At 38.5% G+C, this 21,485-nt stretch carries 20 protein-coding genes and 2 tRNA genes; 3 read left to right on the forward strand and 19 right to left on the reverse strand.

Going from position 1 to position 21,485, the window contains the following annotated elements; genetic code table 11:
* Positions 1 to 205: 205 nt before the first annotated feature.
* A complete protein-coding gene (locus EO119_RS01150) occupies positions 206 to 1,027 on the reverse strand; it encodes a MerR family transcriptional regulator (protein WP_164723954.1) in 822 nt (273 codons plus the stop codon).
* A gap of 528 nt (positions 1,028 to 1,555) precedes the next feature.
* Between EO119_RS01150 and EO119_RS01155 the strand changes: the two genes are divergently transcribed.
* A complete protein-coding gene (locus tag EO119_RS01155) occupies positions 1,556 to 1,744 on the forward strand; it encodes a hypothetical protein (protein WP_009353434.1) in 189 nt (62 codons plus the stop codon).
* A 326-nt stretch (positions 1,745 to 2,070) separates the two neighbouring features.
* On the opposite strand, the gene EO119_RS01160 is transcribed toward EO119_RS01155, so the two are convergent.
* Positions 2,071 to 4,224, reverse strand: coding sequence for a cation-translocating P-type ATPase (locus EO119_RS01160; protein ID WP_062401692.1), 2,154 nt, complete (start codon positions 4,222 to 4,224; stop codon positions 2,071 to 2,073).
* A gap of 347 nt (positions 4,225 to 4,571) precedes the next feature.
* Between EO119_RS01160 and EO119_RS01165 the strand changes: the two genes are divergently transcribed.
* Complete coding sequence (locus EO119_RS01165) at positions 4,572 to 5,231, forward strand: YigZ family protein (protein ID WP_126940374.1); 660 nt, start codon at positions 4,572 to 4,574, stop codon at positions 5,229 to 5,231.
* A gap of 237 nt (positions 5,232 to 5,468) precedes the next feature.
* Here EO119_RS01165 and EO119_RS08065 read toward each other — a convergent pair whose 3' ends face one another.
* From EO119_RS08065 to rpmG, 12 genes are all read right to left on the reverse strand, one after another.
* Positions 5,469 to 5,639: a hypothetical protein gene (locus tag EO119_RS08065; RefSeq protein WP_164723833.1), complete on the reverse strand. Its 171-nt coding sequence runs from the start codon at positions 5,637 to 5,639 to the stop codon at positions 5,469 to 5,471.
* Positions 5,640 to 5,919: 280 nt separating this feature from the next.
* Positions 5,920 to 6,010 (reverse strand) — tRNA-Ser (locus EO119_RS01170).
* 50 nt (positions 6,011 to 6,060) lie between these two features.
* Positions 6,061 to 6,627 (reverse strand): carbonic anhydrase, encoded by a 567-nt coding sequence (locus EO119_RS01175; protein ID WP_126940375.1) that lies wholly within the window; start codon positions 6,625 to 6,627, stop codon positions 6,061 to 6,063.
* 18 nt (positions 6,628 to 6,645) lie between these two features.
* Entirely contained in the window at positions 6,646 to 7,758 is a 1,113-nt protein-coding gene (gene hydE / locus EO119_RS01180; protein WP_126940376.1) for a [FeFe] hydrogenase H-cluster radical SAM maturase HydE, read from the reverse strand.
* 28 nt (positions 7,759 to 7,786) lie between these two features.
* The gene (locus tag EO119_RS01185) at positions 7,787 to 8,509 is read right to left on the reverse strand and encodes a YaaA family protein (protein WP_126940377.1); all 723 of its coding nucleotides are present in this window, start codon (positions 8,507 to 8,509) and stop codon (positions 7,787 to 7,789) included.
* 336 nt (positions 8,510 to 8,845) lie between these two features.
* The gene (gene rplL / locus EO119_RS01190; RefSeq protein ID WP_009353354.1) at positions 8,846 to 9,217 is read right to left on the reverse strand and encodes a 50S ribosomal protein L7/L12; all 372 of its coding nucleotides are present in this window, start codon (positions 9,215 to 9,217) and stop codon (positions 8,846 to 8,848) included.
* 52 nt (positions 9,218 to 9,269) lie between these two features.
* A complete protein-coding gene (rplJ, locus tag EO119_RS01195) occupies positions 9,270 to 9,773 on the reverse strand; it encodes a 50S ribosomal protein L10 (RefSeq protein WP_009353339.1) in 504 nt (167 codons plus the stop codon).
* A gap of 181 nt (positions 9,774 to 9,954) precedes the next feature.
* On the reverse strand, positions 9,955 to 10,665 hold the full coding sequence (gene rplA, locus EO119_RS01200) for a 50S ribosomal protein L1 (RefSeq protein WP_009353433.1): 711 nt from the start codon (positions 10,663 to 10,665) through the stop codon (positions 9,955 to 9,957).
* Between the two features lie 71 nt (positions 10,666 to 10,736).
* Positions 10,737 to 11,162: a 50S ribosomal protein L11 gene (rplK, locus tag EO119_RS01205; protein ID WP_062401677.1), complete on the reverse strand. Its 426-nt coding sequence runs from the start codon at positions 11,160 to 11,162 to the stop codon at positions 10,737 to 10,739.
* 105 nt (positions 11,163 to 11,267) lie between these two features.
* Positions 11,268 to 11,804 (reverse strand): transcription termination/antitermination protein NusG, encoded by a 537-nt coding sequence (gene nusG, locus EO119_RS01210; protein WP_009353394.1) that lies wholly within the window; start codon positions 11,802 to 11,804, stop codon positions 11,268 to 11,270.
* A gap of 12 nt (positions 11,805 to 11,816) precedes the next feature.
* Complete coding sequence (gene secE / locus EO119_RS01215) at positions 11,817 to 12,041, reverse strand: preprotein translocase subunit SecE (protein ID WP_009353261.1); 225 nt, start codon at positions 12,039 to 12,041, stop codon at positions 11,817 to 11,819.
* Between the two features lie 35 nt (positions 12,042 to 12,076).
* On the reverse strand, positions 12,077 to 12,226 hold the full coding sequence (gene rpmG / locus EO119_RS01220; protein ID WP_062401675.1) for a 50S ribosomal protein L33: 150 nt from the start codon (positions 12,224 to 12,226) through the stop codon (positions 12,077 to 12,079).
* 240 nt (positions 12,227 to 12,466) lie between these two features.
* On the opposite strand from rpmG, the gene EO119_RS01225 reads away from it, so the two are divergent.
* Positions 12,467 to 12,542: transfer RNA gene (locus EO119_RS01225), tRNA-Lys, on the forward strand.
* Between the two features lie 428 nt (positions 12,543 to 12,970).
* Here the strand turns inward: EO119_RS01225 and EO119_RS01230 are convergent.
* The 5 genes from EO119_RS01230 to EO119_RS01250 form a co-directional block, all read right to left on the reverse strand.
* On the reverse strand, positions 12,971 to 14,272 hold the full coding sequence (locus EO119_RS01230; protein WP_126940378.1) for a Na+/H+ antiporter family protein: 1,302 nt from the start codon (positions 14,270 to 14,272) through the stop codon (positions 12,971 to 12,973).
* Between the two features lie 22 nt (positions 14,273 to 14,294).
* Positions 14,295 to 17,303, reverse strand: coding sequence for an AAA family ATPase (locus EO119_RS01235; protein ID WP_126940379.1), 3,009 nt, complete (start codon positions 17,301 to 17,303; stop codon positions 14,295 to 14,297).
* A 30-nt stretch (positions 17,304 to 17,333) separates the two neighbouring features.
* On the reverse strand, positions 17,334 to 17,954 hold the full coding sequence (locus EO119_RS01240; protein ID WP_126940380.1) for a cyclodeaminase/cyclohydrolase family protein: 621 nt from the start codon (positions 17,952 to 17,954) through the stop codon (positions 17,334 to 17,336).
* An 8-nt stretch (positions 17,955 to 17,962) separates the two neighbouring features.
* Positions 17,963 to 19,633, reverse strand: coding sequence for a formate--tetrahydrofolate ligase (locus EO119_RS01245; protein ID WP_126940381.1), 1,671 nt, complete (start codon positions 19,631 to 19,633; stop codon positions 17,963 to 17,965).
* A 255-nt stretch (positions 19,634 to 19,888) separates the two neighbouring features.
* Entirely contained in the window at positions 19,889 to 21,196 is a 1,308-nt protein-coding gene (locus EO119_RS01250) for a dicarboxylate/amino acid:cation symporter (protein ID WP_009353362.1), read from the reverse strand.
* Between the last annotated feature and the right edge of the window lie 289 nt (positions 21,197 to 21,485).

Below are 21,485 nucleotides of genomic sequence, written 5' to 3' on the forward strand. Positions count from 1 at the left end.
TTTGAAAGTATTATCTGTCAAGCAAAAAATATTTACACCCTATATTAACAATATTTACCTAACTTGTCAATAGTTGTAAAGTGAATTGCCTTTACACACAAAATAATCTATACCACAACATCTTATAATATTTTGTACTGCATCGCGTCTTATGGTAACTCATTTTTTATATTTTGTTTCCAATTTTTCGGCGTACATGTTTCACCTATTCCTCAACAGGTACTGTAATTTTAGATAAATAGTCTTCACGTTTTGTCTCTGTCCAATAATTCCGTACTGGTTCTATATATACGGAACCTGCAATTTGTAATCCCTCATAAGACAAATAACTACTTACTTTATCGTACATCCACTGAGCCTGTTCTTCATAAAGACCCGTATAAAACATTTCTAGATACATCCCTCTAGGACGAGTAACAATCTCCATGTCTCCTTCATAATCAAACCCTACATCTGTACAATAATGGCTGTACTTGGTGATATCTCCCTGTTCATAGTCTTCTCCATCGATAGCCATACCAATTTGAATAGCTTTAAAAGGGACTTCCTCTATAAGCCTAGCTTGATGTTCTAATAAAGTAAACAACTTTTTCTTTCCTTTTTCTGTTGCATCATAAGAAGTTAGTGCATAAAAAGATTCTTCTTTCATACCAAAGAATAATCGATTTTTAGGTATTTTTAAATATCGTTCTAAGTTAAATAAGGTTCTCTCTAAATTCATTTTATTTGTATATAAATCATTAATCTCTCGATCAAAGCCATAGCGTGCATCTTCTAATAAGGTTTTCAACATATGCGGACCTCGATGTTCCACATAGTCTTGAATATCTTTCAAGGATAGATTTAGTTTTTTTAGGGTCAAAATAATCTCTAATCGATAGCACTCTTCTAATGTGTAATAGCGGTATCCATTATCTTCAATTTTTGCTGGCAGAAATAGTCCTAATTTTTCATAGTATAAGATCGTTTGTTTTGATATGCCATAAATTTTCGACACATCTCCAATCGTCATATAAATATTTCGCATAGATACTATCCTTTCTACTGTATTTCCAACAGGCATTTAGGTCTTCTAACAGATTTAATACATGTAACGCCTTTAATCCTCTTAATACTTGTATTGCTTATAATACATTCACAATATTTGCAATCTCTATATTATCTGCAATCTTTATAATACTTCTTTTATTTTATTTCCTGTAATACATAAGTGTTTTAGTAAAACTAAACTACAGGTATATAGTTTTAACTACACCTATACTATAGCATAACTATGGGCTTTTTAATATATTGAGTTTCATTCATATATTTTTATCTATTATTAAATTAATTCTCATAAAAAAGTCTAGTCCAAAACCTTTCAAGTTCTATAAACCTTATACTATCAATGGTTAATAACAGATATGAAAAATTTTAAAAATAATTCTTTTTATTTGTTGACTCCACCACAACCATATACTTTATTATAATAACAGAGGACAGGTACTAGATGTACAGGAGTTCTCAATGAGCAAGTTAATAAGTATAAACTATATTGTAAAAGGAGGCTATTCCTATGGCATGTGGACACAAAGGTCGCGAATTTTACGCGAACGATCCAGAAAAATTAGCACGCTACGATATGGCAATGCGTCATATTGAAGCAGCTCGTGAAGAAGGTCAATCTTCCGAGGAAATCCATGCTATGTTCAACCGCATTATGAGCGGCAACACGGCTGGTAAATGTAAGCACAAAAAAGGTTGATTCAAATACGTACGCCCATACTATTAGAATATACCCCAACCTTTGAGTGAAATAGATAGGACGATGTCCGAAACAAAACCCCAACTCTTCTTCCCTTGAGTTGGGGTTCTATTTTTGTGTTAAAACTATTACTAACCACTCTTATATACATAATTCCAGCATTTTGTATAATATCCACAAAAAGGACTATAGCAAATCGTACCTAGTTCGTATTTGTTATAGTCCTTTTCTATTGTATGACATACGGTGAATGTTCATGTAAGTCCTATTACATAGATATTACAATAAAGTTATGAACTTCTCCGGATCATCATATAAGCTGATGATTACACTTTTGCACGTTTTAACCGCAATGCATTACTTACCACAGTAACAGAGCTAAATGCCATGGCGGTTCCGGCAATGATAGGGCTCAAATACCCTATGGCTGCCAATGGAATACCAATGCAGTTAAAGATCAATGCCCAGAATAAATTTTGTTTAATATTTGTCATCGTTTTACGACTAATCGTCACGGCTTGTACTAAGGTGCGCAAATCATTTCGCACTAATACGATATCCGCCGCCTCAATGGCTACGTCCGTACCATGACCGATACCAAATCCAATATCTGCTAGCGCTAAAGCTGGCGCATCATTGATACCATCTCCCACCATGCCAACGGATTTTCCTTGACTTTGTAATGTGGCGATGGTATTTGCTTTATCTTGTGGCAGTACTTCCGCTACTACGTGAGTAATTCCTGCTTGGGCAGCTATATAGTTCGCTGTGCGCGCATTGTCTCCTGTGACCATCCACACATCGATGCCTTGCTCTTGTAAAGCCTTTACAACCTCAGGAGTTTCTGGACGCAATGTATCTGCTACAGCCCAAATACCGTGTACTGTGCCGTCTACTAACAAGACGGATACAGAATTGCCTTGTTCTTCCAGACTGTGGATCTCCGCTTGCCATGGCGTGATATCAACACCTAGTTCTTGCATCCAGCGAGTATGACCAACCCGAATCAATTTATCCGCTATACGTCCTTCCAATCCTTTTCCTGGAATATCTTGGAAGTCTTTCACGATCATTTGTGGCACGCCTTTGCTAGCACCGTATTTAGCAATGGCTTGTGCAATAGGGTGAGTGGATCCTTTTTCAAGATTCACTGTGAAAGCCAAATTATACATTTCATCACCTGCTGTATATATCACTTTCGTAACAGATAGCTTTCCTTCCGTTAAAGTCCCAGTTTTATCCATGATGATGGCATTGATATGACCTGCTTTTTCTAAAAATTCTGCGCTTTTAATAAGCACACCATGTTCTGCCCCAAGGCCTGAACCTACCATGATGGATGTGGGTGTCGCCAAGCCCAAGGCGCACGGGCAGGCAATTACAAGCACAGCTGTGCCATATAATAAAGCTTCTCCTACCGTAGATCCTAATACAAAATACCAAATAATCATGGTAAGAATGGCAATACCGATGACTACCGGCACAAAATAGGATGCTACCACATCCGCGATACGCTGAATGCTCGCTTTAGATGCTTGTGCTTGTTCCACTACTTTGATGATTTGGGATAACATAGTTTCCTCCCCAATAGCAGTGGCTTTCATAATAAATGTGCCCGACATGTTAACTGTGGCGCCTATGACTTGACTAGACTGACCTTTTTCTACAGGTACGCTTTCACCTGTCAGCATAGCCTCATCCACTGTGGAATGACCTTCTAAAATAATTCCATCTACTGGCACTTTTTCGCCGGCCCGTACTTGGATTTTGTCACCTAGGACAATCTCCTTCGTAGGAATATCCATCCACTCCCCATTGCGTTCCACATGGGCCACGCTAGGTTGTAATGCCACTAATTTTTGAATAGCCTCAGACGTACGTCCCTTAGCAATTTCTTCCAATAATTTACCTAATAAAATAAAGGTAATAAGCCACGCAGAGGTTTCAAAATACACATCATGATTCCCTACTGCCATTTGATAGATACTAAATCCGTACGCTACGGACGTGCCTAATGCTACGAGCACATCCATAGTAAGCGTGCCACTGCGAATCGCCGCAAAAGCGCTAGTATAAAAAATCCAGCCCGCTCCAAATTGAGCAATCGTAGCTAAGACTAATTCAATTTCATGAGATAACATCGGCCAATGCCATAAATAGTGACCCATCATGGATACCATCATAGGGATCGCCATGAGGGCTGCCACACCTAAGCGAATATATTGCCCTTTATGAGATGGTTTTTCTACCTTCATATCCGCATCAGTAGCAATATGTGCTTCAAAGCCAATCTTTTCAATAGCAGCAATGACCTCTGCCGCACCTATTGTGCTACCTTCTGTATACGTTACGGTTCCTTTATTGGTGAGCAAATTGACTTTCACATCTTCTACACCATCTAATTTGCTAACTGCTTTTTCTACACGCCCTACGCAAGCTGCGCAGTGCATGCCAATAATAGAAAATTCTTCTTTACGCATGATTCCTCCTAATGATACATAGTTCTATATGAAAGATACCTATATTTATTACTATGAATATATTAACATATATCCAACCTTTTTCATAGTATATACCCTATACAAATTTAACAGTATATTTCTTATACAAATCTTGCAGTATGTGGCTTACACCGATTTGATAGCTATCGATTGTCTAACCCACCGTATTTACACAAACTATTGTATCCTGTCTATGTTACGCTATCCAATTATACAGACCTAACACTCTATATTTCATATAGCAACAGTGTTCCACTAACTTATGTTATACTATAGATACACAAGGATTGTAAACTAATATTTATTATTCATATACAGGAGTTTCTATGTCAGATATCCCCCAATCTTATATCACTATAGCCAATGAGTTTAGAACTGAATATATTATCGAAAAGTCACGTTTCATTTCTACTATCGCTCCTGTTACTACTGAAGGAGAAGCACAAACATTTATCCAACGTATATCCAAAGAATTTTGGGATGCTACTCACAACTGCACCGCCTATGCTATCGGCCCTCGCCAAGAACAACAGCGTTCCTCTGACAATGGAGAGCCCTCAGGGACGGCAGGAAAGCCGATGCTAGAAGTATTAAAAAAAACAGGCATTACAAATGTAGCTGTCGTGGTTACTCGTTATTTCGGAGGTATTAAGTTAGGTGCAGGAGGACTCATTCGTGCGTACTCTCATAGTGCAGCTAAGGCTGTCCAAGAAGGTCCTAAACTACTTATTGCACCTCGCCAAATTGTGACTATCTCCATAGATTATTCTAACTTTGGAGCCATAGAGCGCCAACTACAAACTCAAGGGCTTCACTATACAGCATCGTTTACAGATCTAGTATCTATTGAAATCTATGTAGAACCAGAAGCTGTGACCTCCTTAGAAACAGATTTGACCAACCTAACTGGAGGTAATCTAACTTGGCAATTGCAAGAAGTTCGCATGGTAGAATTACCGTATGTTGCTGATATAACTGAAAACTGATGTTTAGATGTCACATATATGCAATTGGTAATAGAATGGTAGAGTTACTGTAGCCCATCTCCTCTCACAACACATCAATCAGTTATGTAATAGACTAATAAAATTTCTGATCTAACTCTGATGAACAAATGATATGGGATTTTCCAAAAGAGCAACAAAAAACCACGGTGTCTTCCTTCACCGTGGTTTTTTGTGCTTCTTGTTGGAGTCCTCTATATAAAGGGAAAGTACGCTAAATTAATTGTTGCAGCATTCTGCTACAAATACTTCTACAACTTCTTCATCTTGCAATTCAGAAGTCCAAGGATGTGGCCAGCCTTTAATGCTATTATCTTTGCATTGGCTTGCTTCACATGCTTCTAAACGATGTTCTTTTAAATTTTCTATCCATGCTGATACTAAACTCATATTAGTTACTTCCTTCCTTGTCATAACACTCTACTCTTCCTGTTAAGTGTACTCTTATTGCATGTCTGTAGTATACAAGAGTCCAGAACATTTGTGAAATGACAGATAGTTATTATCTCATAAACTATTTTTTATAACACTTTTTATAGTATTTTTATTAAATCAAATTTAATCATAACTAACAAGCATGTTAGATATAACTTTTTGACATTTATTTGACGATTTTTGATAAAATAGAAAACAAAAAGCACACATGTATAACATATGTGCTCTTGTCCTGTGGCGGAGGATTAGGGATTCGAACCCTAGCGCCGGTAACCCGACCTAACGATTTAGCAAACCGTCCTCTTCAGCCTCTTGAGTAATCCTCCATGATACTTACTAAGAATACCATAGAAAGATTCAATTTGTCAATTCTTTTTTAAAGTTCATAGCCAACTTCTACAACTTCAACTTCTCCAGAGTTTGGATGCATCATTAGTCCATGGACTGCTACATCCTTTGGAATCAACGGGTTCATACGAAGCATGCTCACTGTTTCTTGTACATTATCTACTGGGTGAGAAAATCCATCAGCCCAATGCTCTAATTCGTGACGCACCATTTGAATCGCCTCAGGTGCTACACCCCGCAACAACATGGCTGTAGTCAAACTTTCAGAAGTAGTTTTCGCCATGCCACACTCATAATGGCCGATCACAAAAATTTCAGATACTCCTAATTCATAGATACAAACTAACAAACTACGTACCACGCTATCAAACATACCTGAAATGGAGTTGCCCGCCGATTTAATCACCTTTGCATGACCCCGTTCAATGCCGAGAGCTTGCTCCATAAAGTTCACTAATCGCGTATCCATACACGTCAAAATCGCAATTTCACGAGTTGGCACCTTACTTACTGTTGGTGGCTCATCCCCATGTTCTTTGGTCGTACTGTCTAGAAATTCTCGATTATGTCGTAATATTTCATTTAATAAATTCATCAGTCACCTCACATAAAATTATCGAATTCGTTTTTTATAATGTTGTGAATTACCTTGCTGTTTCCAACCTACACGATCACCAATAGACATAACGCGACGAGTTAAACACTCTTTACATTGGTCTGCATTATCATCCACACATGGCTTATTATCATATAATAAATACTTCGCACGATGCTCTGGTACTGTAATGATAGGCATTAAGATATTCGCTCCAGCCGCCAATCCTTTTTCACGACCTAGTTTGTCTAAAGCTTGCAATGCTGTGGTAGCTGCAATATTAACATCTTTTAAGAATAGACGTGTTAAGGCAATCATTTTTAATCCTAACTGCACCCGCTCTAGTTTACCCTCTTGTGAGTCTATGCCTAACTCCAAAGCACGTTGCCCTAGAGGAGTATCATGGTGTACCACATACGGTCCCATACCAATCATATCGATATCCATATCACGATAGAATAAAATGTCGTTGACAAGATCATCTAGTGTTTGTCCTGGTAAACCAATCATAACACCTGTACCGACTTGAAATCCTACCTTGCGCAAAGACTTCAAGCAATTCACACGTGTCTCAAAGGAGTGTAAGGCATCCTTTGGATGAATCATCTCAAATAAGTCTTTGTTCGTTGTTTCAATACGAAGAAGGTAGCGGTCAGCGCCTGCTTCACGCATACGTCTATACGCCTCTTCCGATTGCTCCCCTACACACATGGTGATGCCTAGCTCATTGTTGCTTAACTTTTTAATATCGCGAATTAAATCCACCACATAATCTACAAAGGCATCATCCGTACGTTCTCCGGACTGTAATGTTAAAGATCCATACTCATGGTCGTAGGCCCATTGTGCCATTTTTAATACGTCATCACGAGACATATCAAATCGTTCTGTCTTGCTGTTTTCATGACGGATACCACAATATAAACAGTTTTTGATACAACGATTGGAAAACTCAATGAGTCCACGGTAATAGGCTACCTTATCTACATAAGCAGCTTTTACTTCATAGGCTTTTTTATATATTTTTTGTAATTCTCCCTCATCCGTAATGGTCATGAGAAATCGTAACTCCTCCTCCGTTAACCACTCGTCACCGACAAGGTCTTTTTGTAAAATACTATCTACTGTCATAATTCCTCTATTAGAACACATGTAATACTTATAATTCCTTACGATAGGCAATGGTAATTGACCCATCTATAGCTATAGGCAATGGATCCAATACAAATCCTTTTAATTCTTTTGGTAACCGTGAAAGTTCTGTCACTTGATGTTCACAGATATAATGTGCCAATGAACCACGCATCTGTTTTGACGATGTACTAAGCTGCTTCCACACACCATTACGATGCTCTAAAAATTCTATGGTTACCATCTTAGGATGGTTAATCCATTTAGAATATTCCTTAGATGCCAAATTGAGTATCCAATCTTCCTCACCTACAGCGGCATCCACTAAAGGTTGCCACCAGGCATAGAGATTTGTTTTTTCCTCTTTCAATACAGGATCAATTAAATCCAGCCGATATCCTTTGATACCACTGTTAGGGGCTACTAAGCCATACAAGGCAGACCCTATCCATACATGGGTATTGGCGAATGCTTTTCCTTCCTCTGAAAGTCCATCATAATCAAAATTTTTGAAAGATAGCCCGTCATAGCTAAGCGCTGCCATACCTTCTACTTCTTTGTCATAATTTTGATAAAAATCATATACTTCATCTAAAACTGTATCTTTTATTTTTAAAGCCTTCCCTAGACCTTCTTTTGATACACCTTGCATGTGTTTCACAATTTGCTCCGTCATATATGATGCAAACATAGGTCCACTAGGAGTGCCTTTTATATCTTTTGTTTTACTAGGGGATATAATTAGTTTCATAGTCTCCTCTATTCTAACAGTACTATTCTATCGTTTAATATATCTATTTATTTAATACCCAATAATCATGATATTATCTATTTTCAATCTTGTTAGTATTCATAGTATTGTTGTAGACTTATATAGTATATCATACATCGACTAAAATGGATATGGACTCCATCATACATATTTAAGTATCTTTTTAATACCCATGATGCATTCCACAATCTTATTCTATTCCTCTCATATATTATAGACAAAGACCATATCATATCAAGAATATTAGAAAAATTATAAGTAAAGAAAACCCCTCAAACACAAGTGTTCAAGGGGCTTTGTTATACGCTTTATCGATTATTTCAATTCGATTGTTGCGCCAGCTTCTTCTAATTTAGCTTTTAAAGCTTCAGCGTCAGCAGCAGCTACGCCTTCTTTAACAGCAGCAGGAGCGCCGTCAACGATAGCTTTAGCTTCTTTTAAGCCTAAACCAGTAGCTTCACGTACAACTTTGATTACGTTGATTTTGGAAGCACCAGCGTCTTTAAGAATTACGTCGAATTCGGATTTAGCGTCAGCACCGCCAGCAGCAGCACCAGCAGCAGCTACAGCTACAGGAGCAGCAGCAGTTACGCCGAATTTGTCTTCGATTGCTTTTACAAGATCATTAAGTTCTAAAATAGTTGCAGTTTCTAATTCAGCAACGATGTTTTCGATGTTCAATGCCATGATTGATATCCTCCATTTTTGATATATGTTTTCTTAGTTAATTGTGTTGCTATTATGCAACAGTTTCGTCTTTTGCTTCCGCAACAGCTTTTACTGCGTAAGCTACATTGCGAACTGGAGCTTGAAGCACGGAAAGAAGCATGGAAAGCATACCTTCGCGGTTCGGCAAGTTTGCAATTTCTTGTACTTTTGCAGCGTCAAGAACTTCACCTTCCACAATACCAGCTTTAACAGTTAAAGCTTCAGTTTTTGTGTCTTTAATGAAGTTTTCAAGAATACGAGCTGGAGCTACAGCGTCTGTGCTAGAAGTTGCTAATGCAGTAGGACCTTCTAAATGCTCAGAGAAAGCTTCGTAACCTAATTCGTTAGCAGCGATGCGAGTCAAAGTATTTTTGATTACTTTGTATTCTACACCTTCAGCCAAGAATTTACGACGAAGATCTGTTACTTGAGCAACAGTCAAACCGCTATAACCAACTAATACAGCACCTTTCGCTTCAGAAAGAGTTTCTTTCATTTGAGCTACAACTGCTTGTTTTTGTTGAGTGACAGCCATTAGAATACCTCCTTGTAGATTTTTGGTGATTTTCTATGTACTATCTTAGCGTAAAAACGACCTCAACGAAGACGTTGAGGTCGAGAACCATTCCATAATAGATTGGATTCAGCCTCAGCGGGCGAGTTTCCTCATTAAATCAAATGATGCCAGCCGTCTACAGCTAAGAGAACATATATAATTATTGTTCCTTGCTAGTGCTTGTTAATTTAAACACGTTCATAGGAACGCCAGGACCCATAGTGGAGCTAAGTGTCACAGTTTTAATGTATTGACCTTTAGCTGCTGCAGGTTTAGCTTTAACAATAGTATCAACGATTGTACGGAAATTGTCAAGTAATTTCGCATCATCAAAAGATGCTTTACCGATAGGACATGCAATGATACCAGCTTTGTCTGTACGGTATTCGATTTTACCTGCTTTAATTTCGCTAACAGCACGAGCTACGTCAGGTGTTACAGTACCAACTTTAGGGTTTGGCATTAAGCCTTTAGGACCTAAAATTTTACCTAAACGACCAACTTGGCCCATCATGTCAGGAGTAGCTACAACAACGTCGAAGTCGCTGAAACCACCTTGTACTTTTGCTACTAATTCTTCGGAACCAACGATATCTGCGCCAGCATCCTCAGCTTCTTTAATTTTGTCGCCTTTCGCAAATACGAGTACGCGTTGAGTTTTACCTGTACCATGTGGTAATACAACGGCACCACGAACTTGTTGATCAGCGTATTTAGGATCGACGTTCAAATTGAAAGCGATTTCGATTGTTTCGTCGAATTTTGCAGTGGCAGTTTTCTTAACTAATTCAATACCTTCTACTGGTTCGTAGAATTTATCTGCTTCGATAAGTTTTACTGCTTCAGCATATTTCTTACCTACTTTTGCCATTTTTATTCCTCCTTATGTGGTGTAACGGGATGTCCCTCCCACCGATATGTGAGTCACATACCGTACGCTAATTAATCAACGATTTCAATGCCCATGCTGCGTGCAGTACCTTCTACCATACGCATAGCTTGCTCAACAGTGTTAGCATTTAAGTCAGGCATTTTAAGTTCAGCGATTTCACGAACTTTATCGCGACCAACTTTAGCTACTTTATCACGGTTAGGTACTCCAGATCCTTTTGGGATACCTGCTGCTTTTTTCAATAAAACTGCAGCTGGTGGAGTTTTTGTGATGAAAGTGAAGCTTCTATCTTCGTATACAGTAATAACAACTGGGATGATAAGACCAGCTTGTTGAGCTGTTCTTTCGTTAAATTCTTTAACGAAGCCCATGATGTTAACACCTGCTTGACCCAAAGCTGGACCAATCGGTGGCGCTGGACTCGCTTTACCAGCCTCGCACTGTAATTTCACAACTTTACTAACTTTTTTAGCCATGGTGATTACACCTCCTTGCGTCAAAATGTGGTGGTAACGGAGCGAAATTGCCCCTCCCACTGGCAACCTCCCGGCCGCCTAAAAAGGTTAGAGTTATATAATATATTAAAGAATTTTCTCAACTTGAGAATATTCTACCTCTACTGGGGTTTCACGATTAAACATCTCTACATTTAAACGTAGTTTTGCATGATCATGATTAATTTCAGTAATAACGCCTGTTCTATCTTCAAAGGCACCGGATGTAATTCGGACAGTTTCTCCTACTTCAACATCAAGAGTTTGTACTGGTTCTTGATCCAAACCTTGAGACTTCAAGATATAGGCTACTTCAGAATCAGATAGTGGCACTGGTTTTGTTACAGAACCAACAAATCCTGTAACACCTGGTGTATTACGCACCACATACCAAGATTCGTCATTTACTTCCATTTCTACCAGCACATAGCCTGGAAAGACTTTGCGTTTTACTACTTTTTTTACACCATCTTTTTCGTCGATTTCATCTTCCATTGGAATTAAGATGCGTGAAATCACATCTTCCATTCCCATAGCTTGAACTTTCAACTCCAAAGTGGTTTTTACTTTATTTTCGTAGCCTGAGTAAGTATGTAAGACATACCACTTTTTATCTGTTCCCATTAAAAAAGCCTCCTACTTTACAGCACTCTTTAACAACTTAAAAAGTTCTGCAAATACTGTGTCAACGATACCAATAATAACAGAAATTAAAATTACTGCTATAAATACGGCAATCGTATAGTTCACAAGCTCTTTTTTTGTAGGCCAGACTACTTTCTTGAGCTCAGATCGCACTTCACGAACGAATTTACCGTTACCATTTTGTTGTGCTTGAGCTTTTGAATTAGTTCCTGCCATGATATCACATCCTCACGTCAACAAATAATTAACAATTATTTTGTTTCACGGTGTAACGTGTGTTTACCACAGAATTTACAGAATTTATTCATTTCAATACGATCTGGGTTATTTTTTTTGTTTTTGTTTGTCTGATAGTTACGTTGCTTGCATTCAGTACAAGCCATTGTTACTGCGTTACGCATCAGTTTACACCTCTCTTTAAAGTGCCTAGACGGCTATTACTTCATAAACATACTAATATAGACTACCACAAGTGGAAGCCTATGTCAAATGCAATCTAAAAAAGCCAGGTTTTTCCTGACCTCTATATTATTACATAGAACATCTTAAATAGCAAGTAGTTTCCTATGTTATTTATAAATTTTTCATTTACAAAATTGAATGATAGGACTATAATAAAACCATAATTTACCATGTTGCATGGAACACTAGCTCAGTTGGCAGAGCATCTGACTCTTAATCAGAGGGTCCAGGGTTCGAACCCCTGGTGTTCCACCACACCTATAACCGCACAACAGTGCGGTTCTTTTGTTTTGCGACATCAAGATTGATTGACGTAACTTTTTCAAGTTGACCCCATTTTGACCCCAGCTTGACCCCAGCTTACTTGATTTCTTGAAAAATGCACGCAGTTTATGGAGTTCCCCATGTTTAAATTTTTCCTATCTACCCTTATCTCTTTCATCGATGCCCTATTTATGTTATTTGAATCTATTGGTATATTTGTTTTTTCCTTAATTATCTTAATTATAGTACTCATCGTAGTTGGATGTTTCTTTATAGCCTTATTTAGCTAATTATTATTTACATCACTCAATTCTTCACTCCGCTTAATGCGTAATAGAATCACAAATATTCATTATAATTTTATACGATAAAGGACTGTCACAAAATGTAGAAATACATTTTAGGACAGTCCTTTTCCATTATAACACCAGCGCCCCTACGACGCCACCTACTAGCAAGGTAATGTCATAGAATATAAATGTTGGCACGCAAGTATCCCATATATGATTGTGTTGTCCATCTGCATTGAGTCCTGATGTAGGCCCTAATGTAGAATCCGATGCTGGCGAACCTGCATCTCCTAAGGCTGCTGCGATACCGATTAATAAGATGATAGCCGGCACTGAAAAACCTAAATGCAATCCCATAGGAATATATATAGATGCAATCACTGGAATGGTACCAAAGGAAGTGCCTATTCCCATAGTAATTAGCAATCCCACAATAAGCATCACGATGGCACCTACTAATTTTGAATCAATAATAGTCACTGTGGCTGATACTAAATGTTCCACAGAGTTTGTTTCTCGCAATACGTTGGCATAACCTGCGGCAATTAACATGACAAATGCTATGGTCCCCATCATGCGAATACCACCATCCACATCTTCATCCATTTTTGACCATTTGATGAGGCCTGTAGCAAAGAATACTGCCAATCCTGCTAACGCTCCTATGGGCAAAGATTTAAAATACAGCTGTGCCACAAAAGCCACTGCTGCCCCTGCTAATCCTTTCCAACAATCTGCCGTCATACGAGTTGTATGCTCTGTAGATTCTTCTTGCACCACCGCAATATCTTCATACTCACGACTTCGACTATAATACACAATGGCAAGCAATAATCCTACCACCATGGATATACCACCAATCCACATGACAGAAGCTATATCAGAAATCGATACATTCACACCGTTCGCTACCATTTGATCTTTTATAATAGTCATAAACAGTAATCCAAAGCCAACTGGCAAAGATACATACGGTGCTTTCAACCCAAATGTTAAGGCGCATGCCACCGCTCTACGATCTAATTTCATTCGATTCATCACCACTAATAGGGGCGGAATCAAAATAGGAATGAAGGCAATATGCACAGGAATTAAATTTTGCGAAAAACATGCTACGAAAGCGATGAGCAAGGTAAATGCTACTTTTTTCGTACCTACAATATTAGTAATCTTCTTGGTAACAACTGTGGCTAGCCCAGACCGTCCAATGACAATGGCTAAGGCTCCCAGTAAAATATAACTAAATGCAGTTTCCGAATTGCCACCCATACCACCGATTAATGACTCAATCGTAGTAGTTACCGTCATCCCTCCTGCTAGGCCTGCCACTAAGGAAGCTACGATAACCGATAACAACACGTTAAATCGTAGCAAACACAGAATCGACATTGCGATGACTGATAACACTATGGGGTTTAACACTATATCCATTTAGGATCTCCTTCTTTTGTACTTACTCAGCTTGGAGCAACTGTTCTAGGTACGTTCGTTCCCACACATCTCCATAGCCATCTAATTGTTGCAATGCTATTGTACCATAGGTAGCCAAACTTTTAGAAAAAGCTTGATCCACCTCTGCACTAGGATACTCAGTTTTGAGGAAACAAATAGCCCAATGCACACGACCAACTTCTTGTCCATGTTGCTCTACTACACCATGAGATTGGGCAGATTCCAAATAGGATACAGCTGTCTGCGTATCTCCTTTAATTCGGGCTAACAAACCAAGGTATGCCTCAATAGTCGGTCTCCGTCGACTTATGGTATATTGCAAGCATAATTCATAGGACTGTTGAAAATACGTAGCCGCTACTTCATACTGTTGCAATGCAAAAGCTGTCATACCCGCATTGGTGGCAAATACAATCCATGAACTATATAGTTCCGTTTGATCACAATAGTCCAGTGCTTTTTGGTACATCTCTAATGCCGTCTCCAGACAAGACCGACTTTTTTCAACATCTCCTAAGTAGTTATAGGCCGCCCCAATATTAATAGCATATCTACGAGCCACAGTTTGGGTTACCGAGAATAAGCGTATAGATTCCTCTAGGAGAGGAATTGCCTGTTCTGGCTGACCTTCCATAATGAAAGCCAATGCTTTCAGTCTTAATATAACCCCAATCTCCTTTTTGAAATGGTACTGCTCTGCCAACGCAAGAGCCTTTGTGGTATATTGATGTATCTCTAGAATATGACGCATTTGCAAGTGATAATAAATCATCTCTTTATAAGCTTTCAACTTATAATTCGATGCTTCTTGTTCCATACTTTCCTCTAATAATTCTTGAAAGTATCCTAAACCTCGCTCCTTATCACCGATACTCATGTAATATTTACCTGCTCCGTATAGGTAAGGCAATTCTAAGGCTCGCACCTCTGGCACATCTCCATACAATGTGTACACATGAGCTAACTCATCTTCTATTTCCTGCAAGGCTTTACCCGTTACTTCTCCCATAAAATACCCTGCATAGACAGAAGATAATTCCCCTACGCCAAGTTCTGGAGAGGCATCTTTATTAAAGTTTAAATAATGCATAAAAGATTTTAATTTATACATTAAAGCTTTTTGGTATTGTCCTGCTTCACGGAAATGAAATTCTAGTTGCTTATAGCGAATCATATCTTCCTTGGAGTGTGTTAACCGTTTTTCCCAGGCTTCCCCCAGATACGCATGCAAAATTTGACGGCGATCGATAGCCATTTGATCTCGTAAATACTCTTTGCACTTGAATTGTTTTAAACTATATTGCACTTCACCATGTTGTGTACGGTAATCAATGAATCCTTTTCTTTCCAACTCCTCTAAAGTTTGCAACAGACGTAGTTTGTCTAAGCCCATATATTGTTCAATCATCCCTAATGGTGCTTCATTATAAAATAAACTGATAAACTCCGCCAATTTACGTTCTTCTTCAGATAAAGTATCGCATTTCTTGCTATAGAGCAGTTCCATATCTTTAGTCAAACCATAAATAGAACCATATTCTTTCCATAGTTGCATACTTTCTATCAGCACTAACAAATTGCCTCGACTGACTTCTACTAATTGATCCACTATATCTGTGTCCTGTAACGTAGGTTCTCGGTCCAAGATAAAAGCTCGCATCCGTTCATCTGGTAAAGGCAATAAGGAAATACTTTGCAATGCTTTCTGCTGTTCTAAACTTTGCAAGGTTCGTTGATGCATGCCTTTTACTTCCTCTACGTCAGTAACAATGATCATAAGACGTTCAGACCTATGATGTAACAGCAATAAACTCAATAAAGAAAAACTTAAGGAGTCCATCCATTGCACATCCTCAAAAATCAATGTAAAAGGAATTTCTTCCGACACCTGTTCTAGTAGATTTGATACTGCTTGGTACACTACATCAAAAGGCAATGCTTCCGTTACTTCTAAAAAGCCCAAGTCTCGAGCCATACGTCGATCTAACTGTGGAAAGATTTCATAAATACGCCGTAATTCGATGTTTTCCAGACCTTGTAATTCGATTTCTTCAAGTATCTTTCCTACAATAGGAATCCACGCATGCAATAGCAAGCCTTGTTCCTCTTCATAACATTGGCTATCTAACACACATCGGTAGGGCTCTACTTTATCTCGTATATATTCTACGAGGCTCGTTTTACCGCTTCCAGTGTCTCCTGTAATACGCAAAGCTAAGGGAGTATCTTCAAAGAAGTGCAAATACTTCTGCACCTCTCCTGCTTCTGCATCACGGCCCTTCAACATCGTATGTTCTACAAAGGACACTGCCTCTTGCTTTTGTACTTTTGATAAATGCATAGCTTCTCGAAGAGAGTTAGGTACACTTTCATCTAAATCATCTGCGTAAATACATTGCAGTTGATGGTATAACTGTTTCCCCATGGTCGTGAAACCTTGGCTCATAATCAGTTCCAAAATCGCACTAAACCGCTCTTCGTTATAGGGGTCATAGGACAATAGGACAGGAATATATCGCTCAATACAGGCGATATTTTTTTCCTCAATCCCTGCATCTACTAAATCATAGACCGCCTCCATGTACATAGATTTAAGACGACTTCGTTCCCCTAAATACCAATCTTCATAAGCCACTGCATCTTTTACATAAAATCCCTGTAAAAATTCCCCTTTGTAAATATCTATATATTGTTTAGGGTTCCTTTGAAATTGATGTACATCCACATAGATATGTGCCGTAGGATTCCATTGTAATACAGCGTTCCTCGGTGATACAAATACATCTGCCCCCAATAGCTTTTTTGCCTCATAAATGGCATTTCTTAAGTTTTTTCTGGCATTGATCTCCGATTTTTCAGGCCACAATAAACCGCTAATTTCATCTCGGAGGGCTACTCCTTTTACCACCATATAATAAATGAGCGCTTGTACTTTTCCATAGGTAAAAAAGATGTCTTTCCCATCTACTTGTATCCGTGGTGTCCCTAATAAATGAATTTCTATCCCCATATGATTTCCTTCATTCCATTATGATGGGTCTTATATTTTAGCAAGACCTAACAATCGTTGTTCCTCTGCATCTAACACAGCTTCTATCTCTTCCATGCTATCTGCCAATTGTTTCACAAGCTCTGCATCTTGTATAGATCCTAAATTGATTTTCACATTTAAAAAGGCACTCTTTACAGCAGCTCTTGCATTAATCGTAGCAATCATCCCATCCGTAATGGCATTGGTATTTCCTTTTACAATGACTGTTTCCGTCAAGGGTAATAAAGTATATGCTAATTTACCAATTTCATAAGGCACTAAGGCTGCTTGTTTCGTGGTACGTTGTATTTCAGCTTTACGAAATACTTTTTCTTCATCTGTTTCTTTTGGTAATTTGAAAGCTCCCATTAACTCCATAAAAGCAGCACTATCTTTATTAATATAGTGAACAAAGTCTTCTTTGACTTGGCTTACTTCTTTTTGAATAGCCTTCATCTCCTCATGGACCGCTTCGTATTTTGCATTCCCAATTGTTAAATTCGCTACCATTTCAATTAAAGCGGCCGCCATAGCGCCATTCATCGCCGCCACACTGCCACCTCCTGGGGCTGGTACACTAGAACCAAGGTCACGAATAAACTCTAATACAGATGCGTTATGTAATTCCATCATTCCTCCTAAAACAATCCTTTAATAGTCCCTTCTGCTGTTACATCCATACCAAGAGCTGCTGGTTGTTTCGGTAACCCTGGCATGACCATAATATTGCTTGTTTGACACACAATAAATCCAGCCCCATTGGCAATTCGTACATCTTGCACAGTAATCGTAAAGCCTGTAGGGGCTCCTAGTAACTCCGGATTATCACTTAAGGAATATTGTGTTTTTGCCACACATACCGGTAAGTCTGCCAATCCCCATTCTTCCAATTGAGCAATTTGCTTTTTCGCTGCACTGGTAAATTCTACACCATTGCCACCATAAATTTCTTTTACAATAGCCGTTAACTTATCAGGAATACTATCTTTCGCGTCGTATAAAGCAGTTGGCTTGATATCTGTTCCTTCAAGCATACCCATCACTTGTTTCGCCATATCAATACCGCCGGCTCCACCTTTTCCCCAGCATTCATTAAGGCTTACATCTACACCGTAATGATCACATAATTGCAATAATGCATCGATTTCAGCTGGTGTATCCGTAGCAAATTTATTAATACTCACTAATACTGGTAACCCAAAGGCTCTCATATTGGCGATTTGTTTCCCTAAATTCACAAAGCCTCGTTCTAGTGCTTTTACATTTTCTTTGGTCAACTCTGATTTTGGCACTCCTCCATGCATTTTTAAGGCACGGATAGTGGCTACGATGACCACTGCATCAGGGAAGATGTCTCCATAATGACACTTAATATGTAAGAATTTCTCTGCTCCTAAATCCGCCCCAAATCCCGCTTCTGTAATGACTACATCACCTAATTTTAATCCTAGCTTGGTAGCAATGATAGAGTTACATCCATGAGCAATATTCGCAAATGGACCACCATGGATCAGTACTGGTGTATGTTCTAACGTTTGTACTAAATTAGGTTTGATAGCATCTTTCATAAGTAGTGCCATCGCTCCTTCACAACCTAATTGATGAACAAATACAGGATCTCCAGATAGGTTTGTACCAATTACAATACGACCAAATCGTGCTTTTAAATCTTCTAAATCACGAGCCAAGCATAAAATAGCCATAATTTCAGAGGCCACCGTAATCATGAAATGATCTTCTCGTGGTACACCACTCATAGGGCCACCCATGCCAATGACCACATTACGTAAAGCACGATCATTCATATCTAATACGCGTTTCCAACTAATACGACGCACATCGATTTGTAGTGCATTACCTTGGAAAATATGATTATCAATCATTGCTGATAACAAGTTATTAGCCGCCGTTATGGCATGCATATCCCCTGTAAAATGAAGATTAATATCTTCCATTGGCACTACCTGCGCATAACCACCGCCAGCAGCACCACCTTTGACACCGAATACTGGTCCTAAGGATGGTTCGCGCAATACAGCAATACTATTCACACCAATTTGTTGTAAAGCTTGCGTCAATCCAATAGTAGTGGTAGACTTGCCTTCTCCTGCTGGTGTAGGTGTGATGGCTGTAACTAGTACCAGCTTACCATTCGGCGTATCCTGTAAGCGTTCCATCGCATCAAAGGACACTTTTGCTTTATATTTTCCATATAATTCTAATTCATCTTCTGCTAAATTGCATCGTTTTGCAATTTCCACAATAGGTTCCATTTGTGCCTGTTGGGCAATTTCAATATCACTTAACATGAGTCTCCCTCCTTATACATCGCTATGCACTTGCATGACCATAACGCAGGTTACAGCAATTCTTTACTGTTCAAGAATTCCAACACTTTTCACTAGTACTATAGTAAAGAAATAGTCTATTACGAACATCATACAACGATTTACCATATTTCGTCTATCAATAATTACACTTAAAGCACTTTCCTTTTCTATAACAAGTTATAAAAAAACACCATATATCCAGAACTGGTATATATGGTGTTTATTTACATTCTATTATGCATGCGCATCTGCCATAGCTTCCAAATGTTTTTGTTCTAGAGCCGATACTTCTTCATCTGTTAGTGGATGATCTATATATCGTTTTAAATCTTCTGCAGATACTTCTTGTTCCCATCGCCCCACAATAGCTGCAGCGATGCAATTACCTAACAAGTTACATACGGTACGACCCATATCTAACACACGGTCTATCCCCAAAATTAAAGCTAAGCCTTCCACTGGCAGTCCAAAGGCTGCACTTGTAGCTGCCACCACAATTAAGGAGCCGCCTGGTACCCCTGCAATTCCTTTAGTGGACAACATCAACGTAATCATCATTAAAATTTGTTGATCAATCGGAAATGGAACACCATAGACTTGTGCAATAAAGACAACCGCCAATGCAGAGTACAACGTAGAGCCATCTAAATTAAATGTATATCCCAAGGGAAGTACGAAGCTTACAATATGATTGGGAATCCCCATCTTTTTCAATTTCTCCATAGCAATTGGTAATGCTGCCTCTGATGCGGCTGTGGTAAACGCTAAGATAGTAGGCTCTTTCAATGCGATGAATAATTTAAATAAGTTCACTTTTGTTAAAGCCGATGCGATACCCAATACGATGGCAAGGAACACAATTAGCCCCGCATATAAAGTAAATACTAATTTTAATAATGGAATCAGCATTTCAATCCCAAAGGCACCAACTGTATACGCAATAGCACCAAAAATACCGATAGGAGAAATATACATGACATAATGGGTTACTCTAAACATGATGTGGGCTATACTTTTTGATAAGTCTACAATTTGTTTTCCCTCTTTACCCAAACTTGCTGCTGCAATAGCAAACATACAGCTAAAGAAGATAATTTGTAACATATCTCCACGAGCCATGGCATCAATAATATTTGTTGGAATAATATTCACTAACATTTGCACATGGTCCATTTGACCTTTAGAGGCTGCTTTGTTAACGATATCCGTAGCGCCACCACTAGCTGTCAAATTCACACCCACTCCGGGTTCTACTACATTCACAGCAAACAATGCAATAAATAACGCCAACGTAGTAGCTAATTCAAACCATAGAATCGCTTTTCCGCCAAGACGACCTAATTTTTTAAAATCCCCTGTCCCGGCGATACCCATTACTAGGGAGCTAAAAATTAAAGGGACTACAATCATTTTAATCATGCGAATAAATACATCACCTAAAGGTTTTAATTGTTTCGCAAAATCTGGTGCCACTGCACCTACTAGCACACCAGCCAAAAGACCAATGCCTATCCACCCGGACAGTCCAATTTTCTTTAACATAGTATAGAATCTCCTTTTTACATACCAATACTTGCTTAGGTTATATAAAAAGAGGCGATGGTGTACAAGTACAGAATGTCTCTTTCAGAACCTATTCTAAAATTCTATAGAAAGCATTATAACAAATCCTTTACAGAGATACAATAGTACAATTAATGTATACAAAAAATATAAAAATCTTTTTTCAAAAAATTTTTAATAAAAAGTTTTATATTTTGACATTCTTTTGACGCTTCTAGTTTATACTACACATAAAGAGTAGCAACACTATGATACTCTCTTTCTTGTG

Source organism: Veillonella sp. CNR 79/14 (assembly GCF_003992185.1).
Lineage (GTDB): Bacteria > Bacillota > Negativicutes > Veillonellales > Veillonellaceae > F0422.

Bases quoted from the DNA above. Each gene is read 5' to 3' on its own strand.
- EO119_RS01150 (WP_164723954.1), bottom strand. From the start codon at position 1,027: ATGCGAAATATTTATATGACGATTGGAGATGTGTCGAAAATTTATGGC.
- EO119_RS01155 (WP_009353434.1), top strand. From the start codon at position 1,556: ATGGCATGTGGACACAAAGGTCGCGAATTTTACGCGAACGATCCAGAA.
- EO119_RS01160 (WP_062401692.1), bottom strand. From the start codon at position 4,224: ATGCGTAAAGAAGAATTTTCTATTATTGGCATGCACTGCGCAGCTTGC.
- EO119_RS01165 (WP_126940374.1), top strand. From the start codon at position 4,572: ATGTCAGATATCCCCCAATCTTATATCACTATAGCCAATGAGTTTAGA.
- EO119_RS08065 (WP_164723833.1), bottom strand. From the start codon at position 5,639: ATGAGTTTAGTATCAGCATGGATAGAAAATTTAAAAGAACATCGTTTA.
- EO119_RS01175 (WP_126940375.1), bottom strand. From the start codon at position 6,627: ATGAATTTATTAAATGAAATATTACGACATAATCGAGAATTTCTAGAC.
- hydE (WP_126940376.1), bottom strand. From the start codon at position 7,758: ATGACAGTAGATAGTATTTTACAAAAAGACCTTGTCGGTGACGAGTGG.
- EO119_RS01185 (WP_126940377.1), bottom strand. From the start codon at position 8,509: ATGAAACTAATTATATCCCCTAGTAAAACAAAAGATATAAAAGGCACT.
- rplL (WP_009353354.1), bottom strand. From the start codon at position 9,217: ATGGCATTGAACATCGAAAACATCGTTGCTGAATTAGAAACTGCAACT.
- rplJ (WP_009353339.1), bottom strand. From the start codon at position 9,773: ATGGCTGTCACTCAACAAAAACAAGCAGTTGTAGCTCAAATGAAAGAA.
- rplA (WP_009353433.1), bottom strand. From the start codon at position 10,665: ATGGCAAAAGTAGGTAAGAAATATGCTGAAGCAGTAAAACTTATCGAA.
- rplK (WP_062401677.1), bottom strand. From the start codon at position 11,162: ATGGCTAAAAAAGTTAGTAAAGTTGTGAAATTACAGTGCGAGGCTGGT.
- nusG (WP_009353394.1), bottom strand. From the start codon at position 11,804: ATGGGAACAGATAAAAAGTGGTATGTCTTACATACTTACTCAGGCTAC.
- secE (WP_009353261.1), bottom strand. From the start codon at position 12,041: ATGGCAGGAACTAATTCAAAAGCTCAAGCACAACAAAATGGTAACGGT.
- rpmG (WP_062401675.1), bottom strand. From the start codon at position 12,226: ATGCGTAACGCAGTAACAATGGCTTGTACTGAATGCAAGCAACGTAAC.
- EO119_RS01230 (WP_126940378.1), bottom strand. From the start codon at position 14,272: ATGGATATAGTGTTAAACCCCATAGTGTTATCAGTCATCGCAATGTCG.
- EO119_RS01235 (WP_126940379.1), bottom strand. From the start codon at position 17,303: ATGGGGATAGAAATTCATTTATTAGGGACACCACGGATACAAGTAGAT.
- EO119_RS01240 (WP_126940380.1), bottom strand. From the start codon at position 17,954: ATGGAATTACATAACGCATCTGTATTAGAGTTTATTCGTGACCTTGGT.
- EO119_RS01245 (WP_126940381.1), bottom strand. From the start codon at position 19,633: ATGTTAAGTGATATTGAAATTGCCCAACAGGCACAAATGGAACCTATT.
- EO119_RS01250 (WP_009353362.1), bottom strand. From the start codon at position 21,196: ATGTTAAAGAAAATTGGACTGTCCGGGTGGATAGGCATTGGTCTTTTG.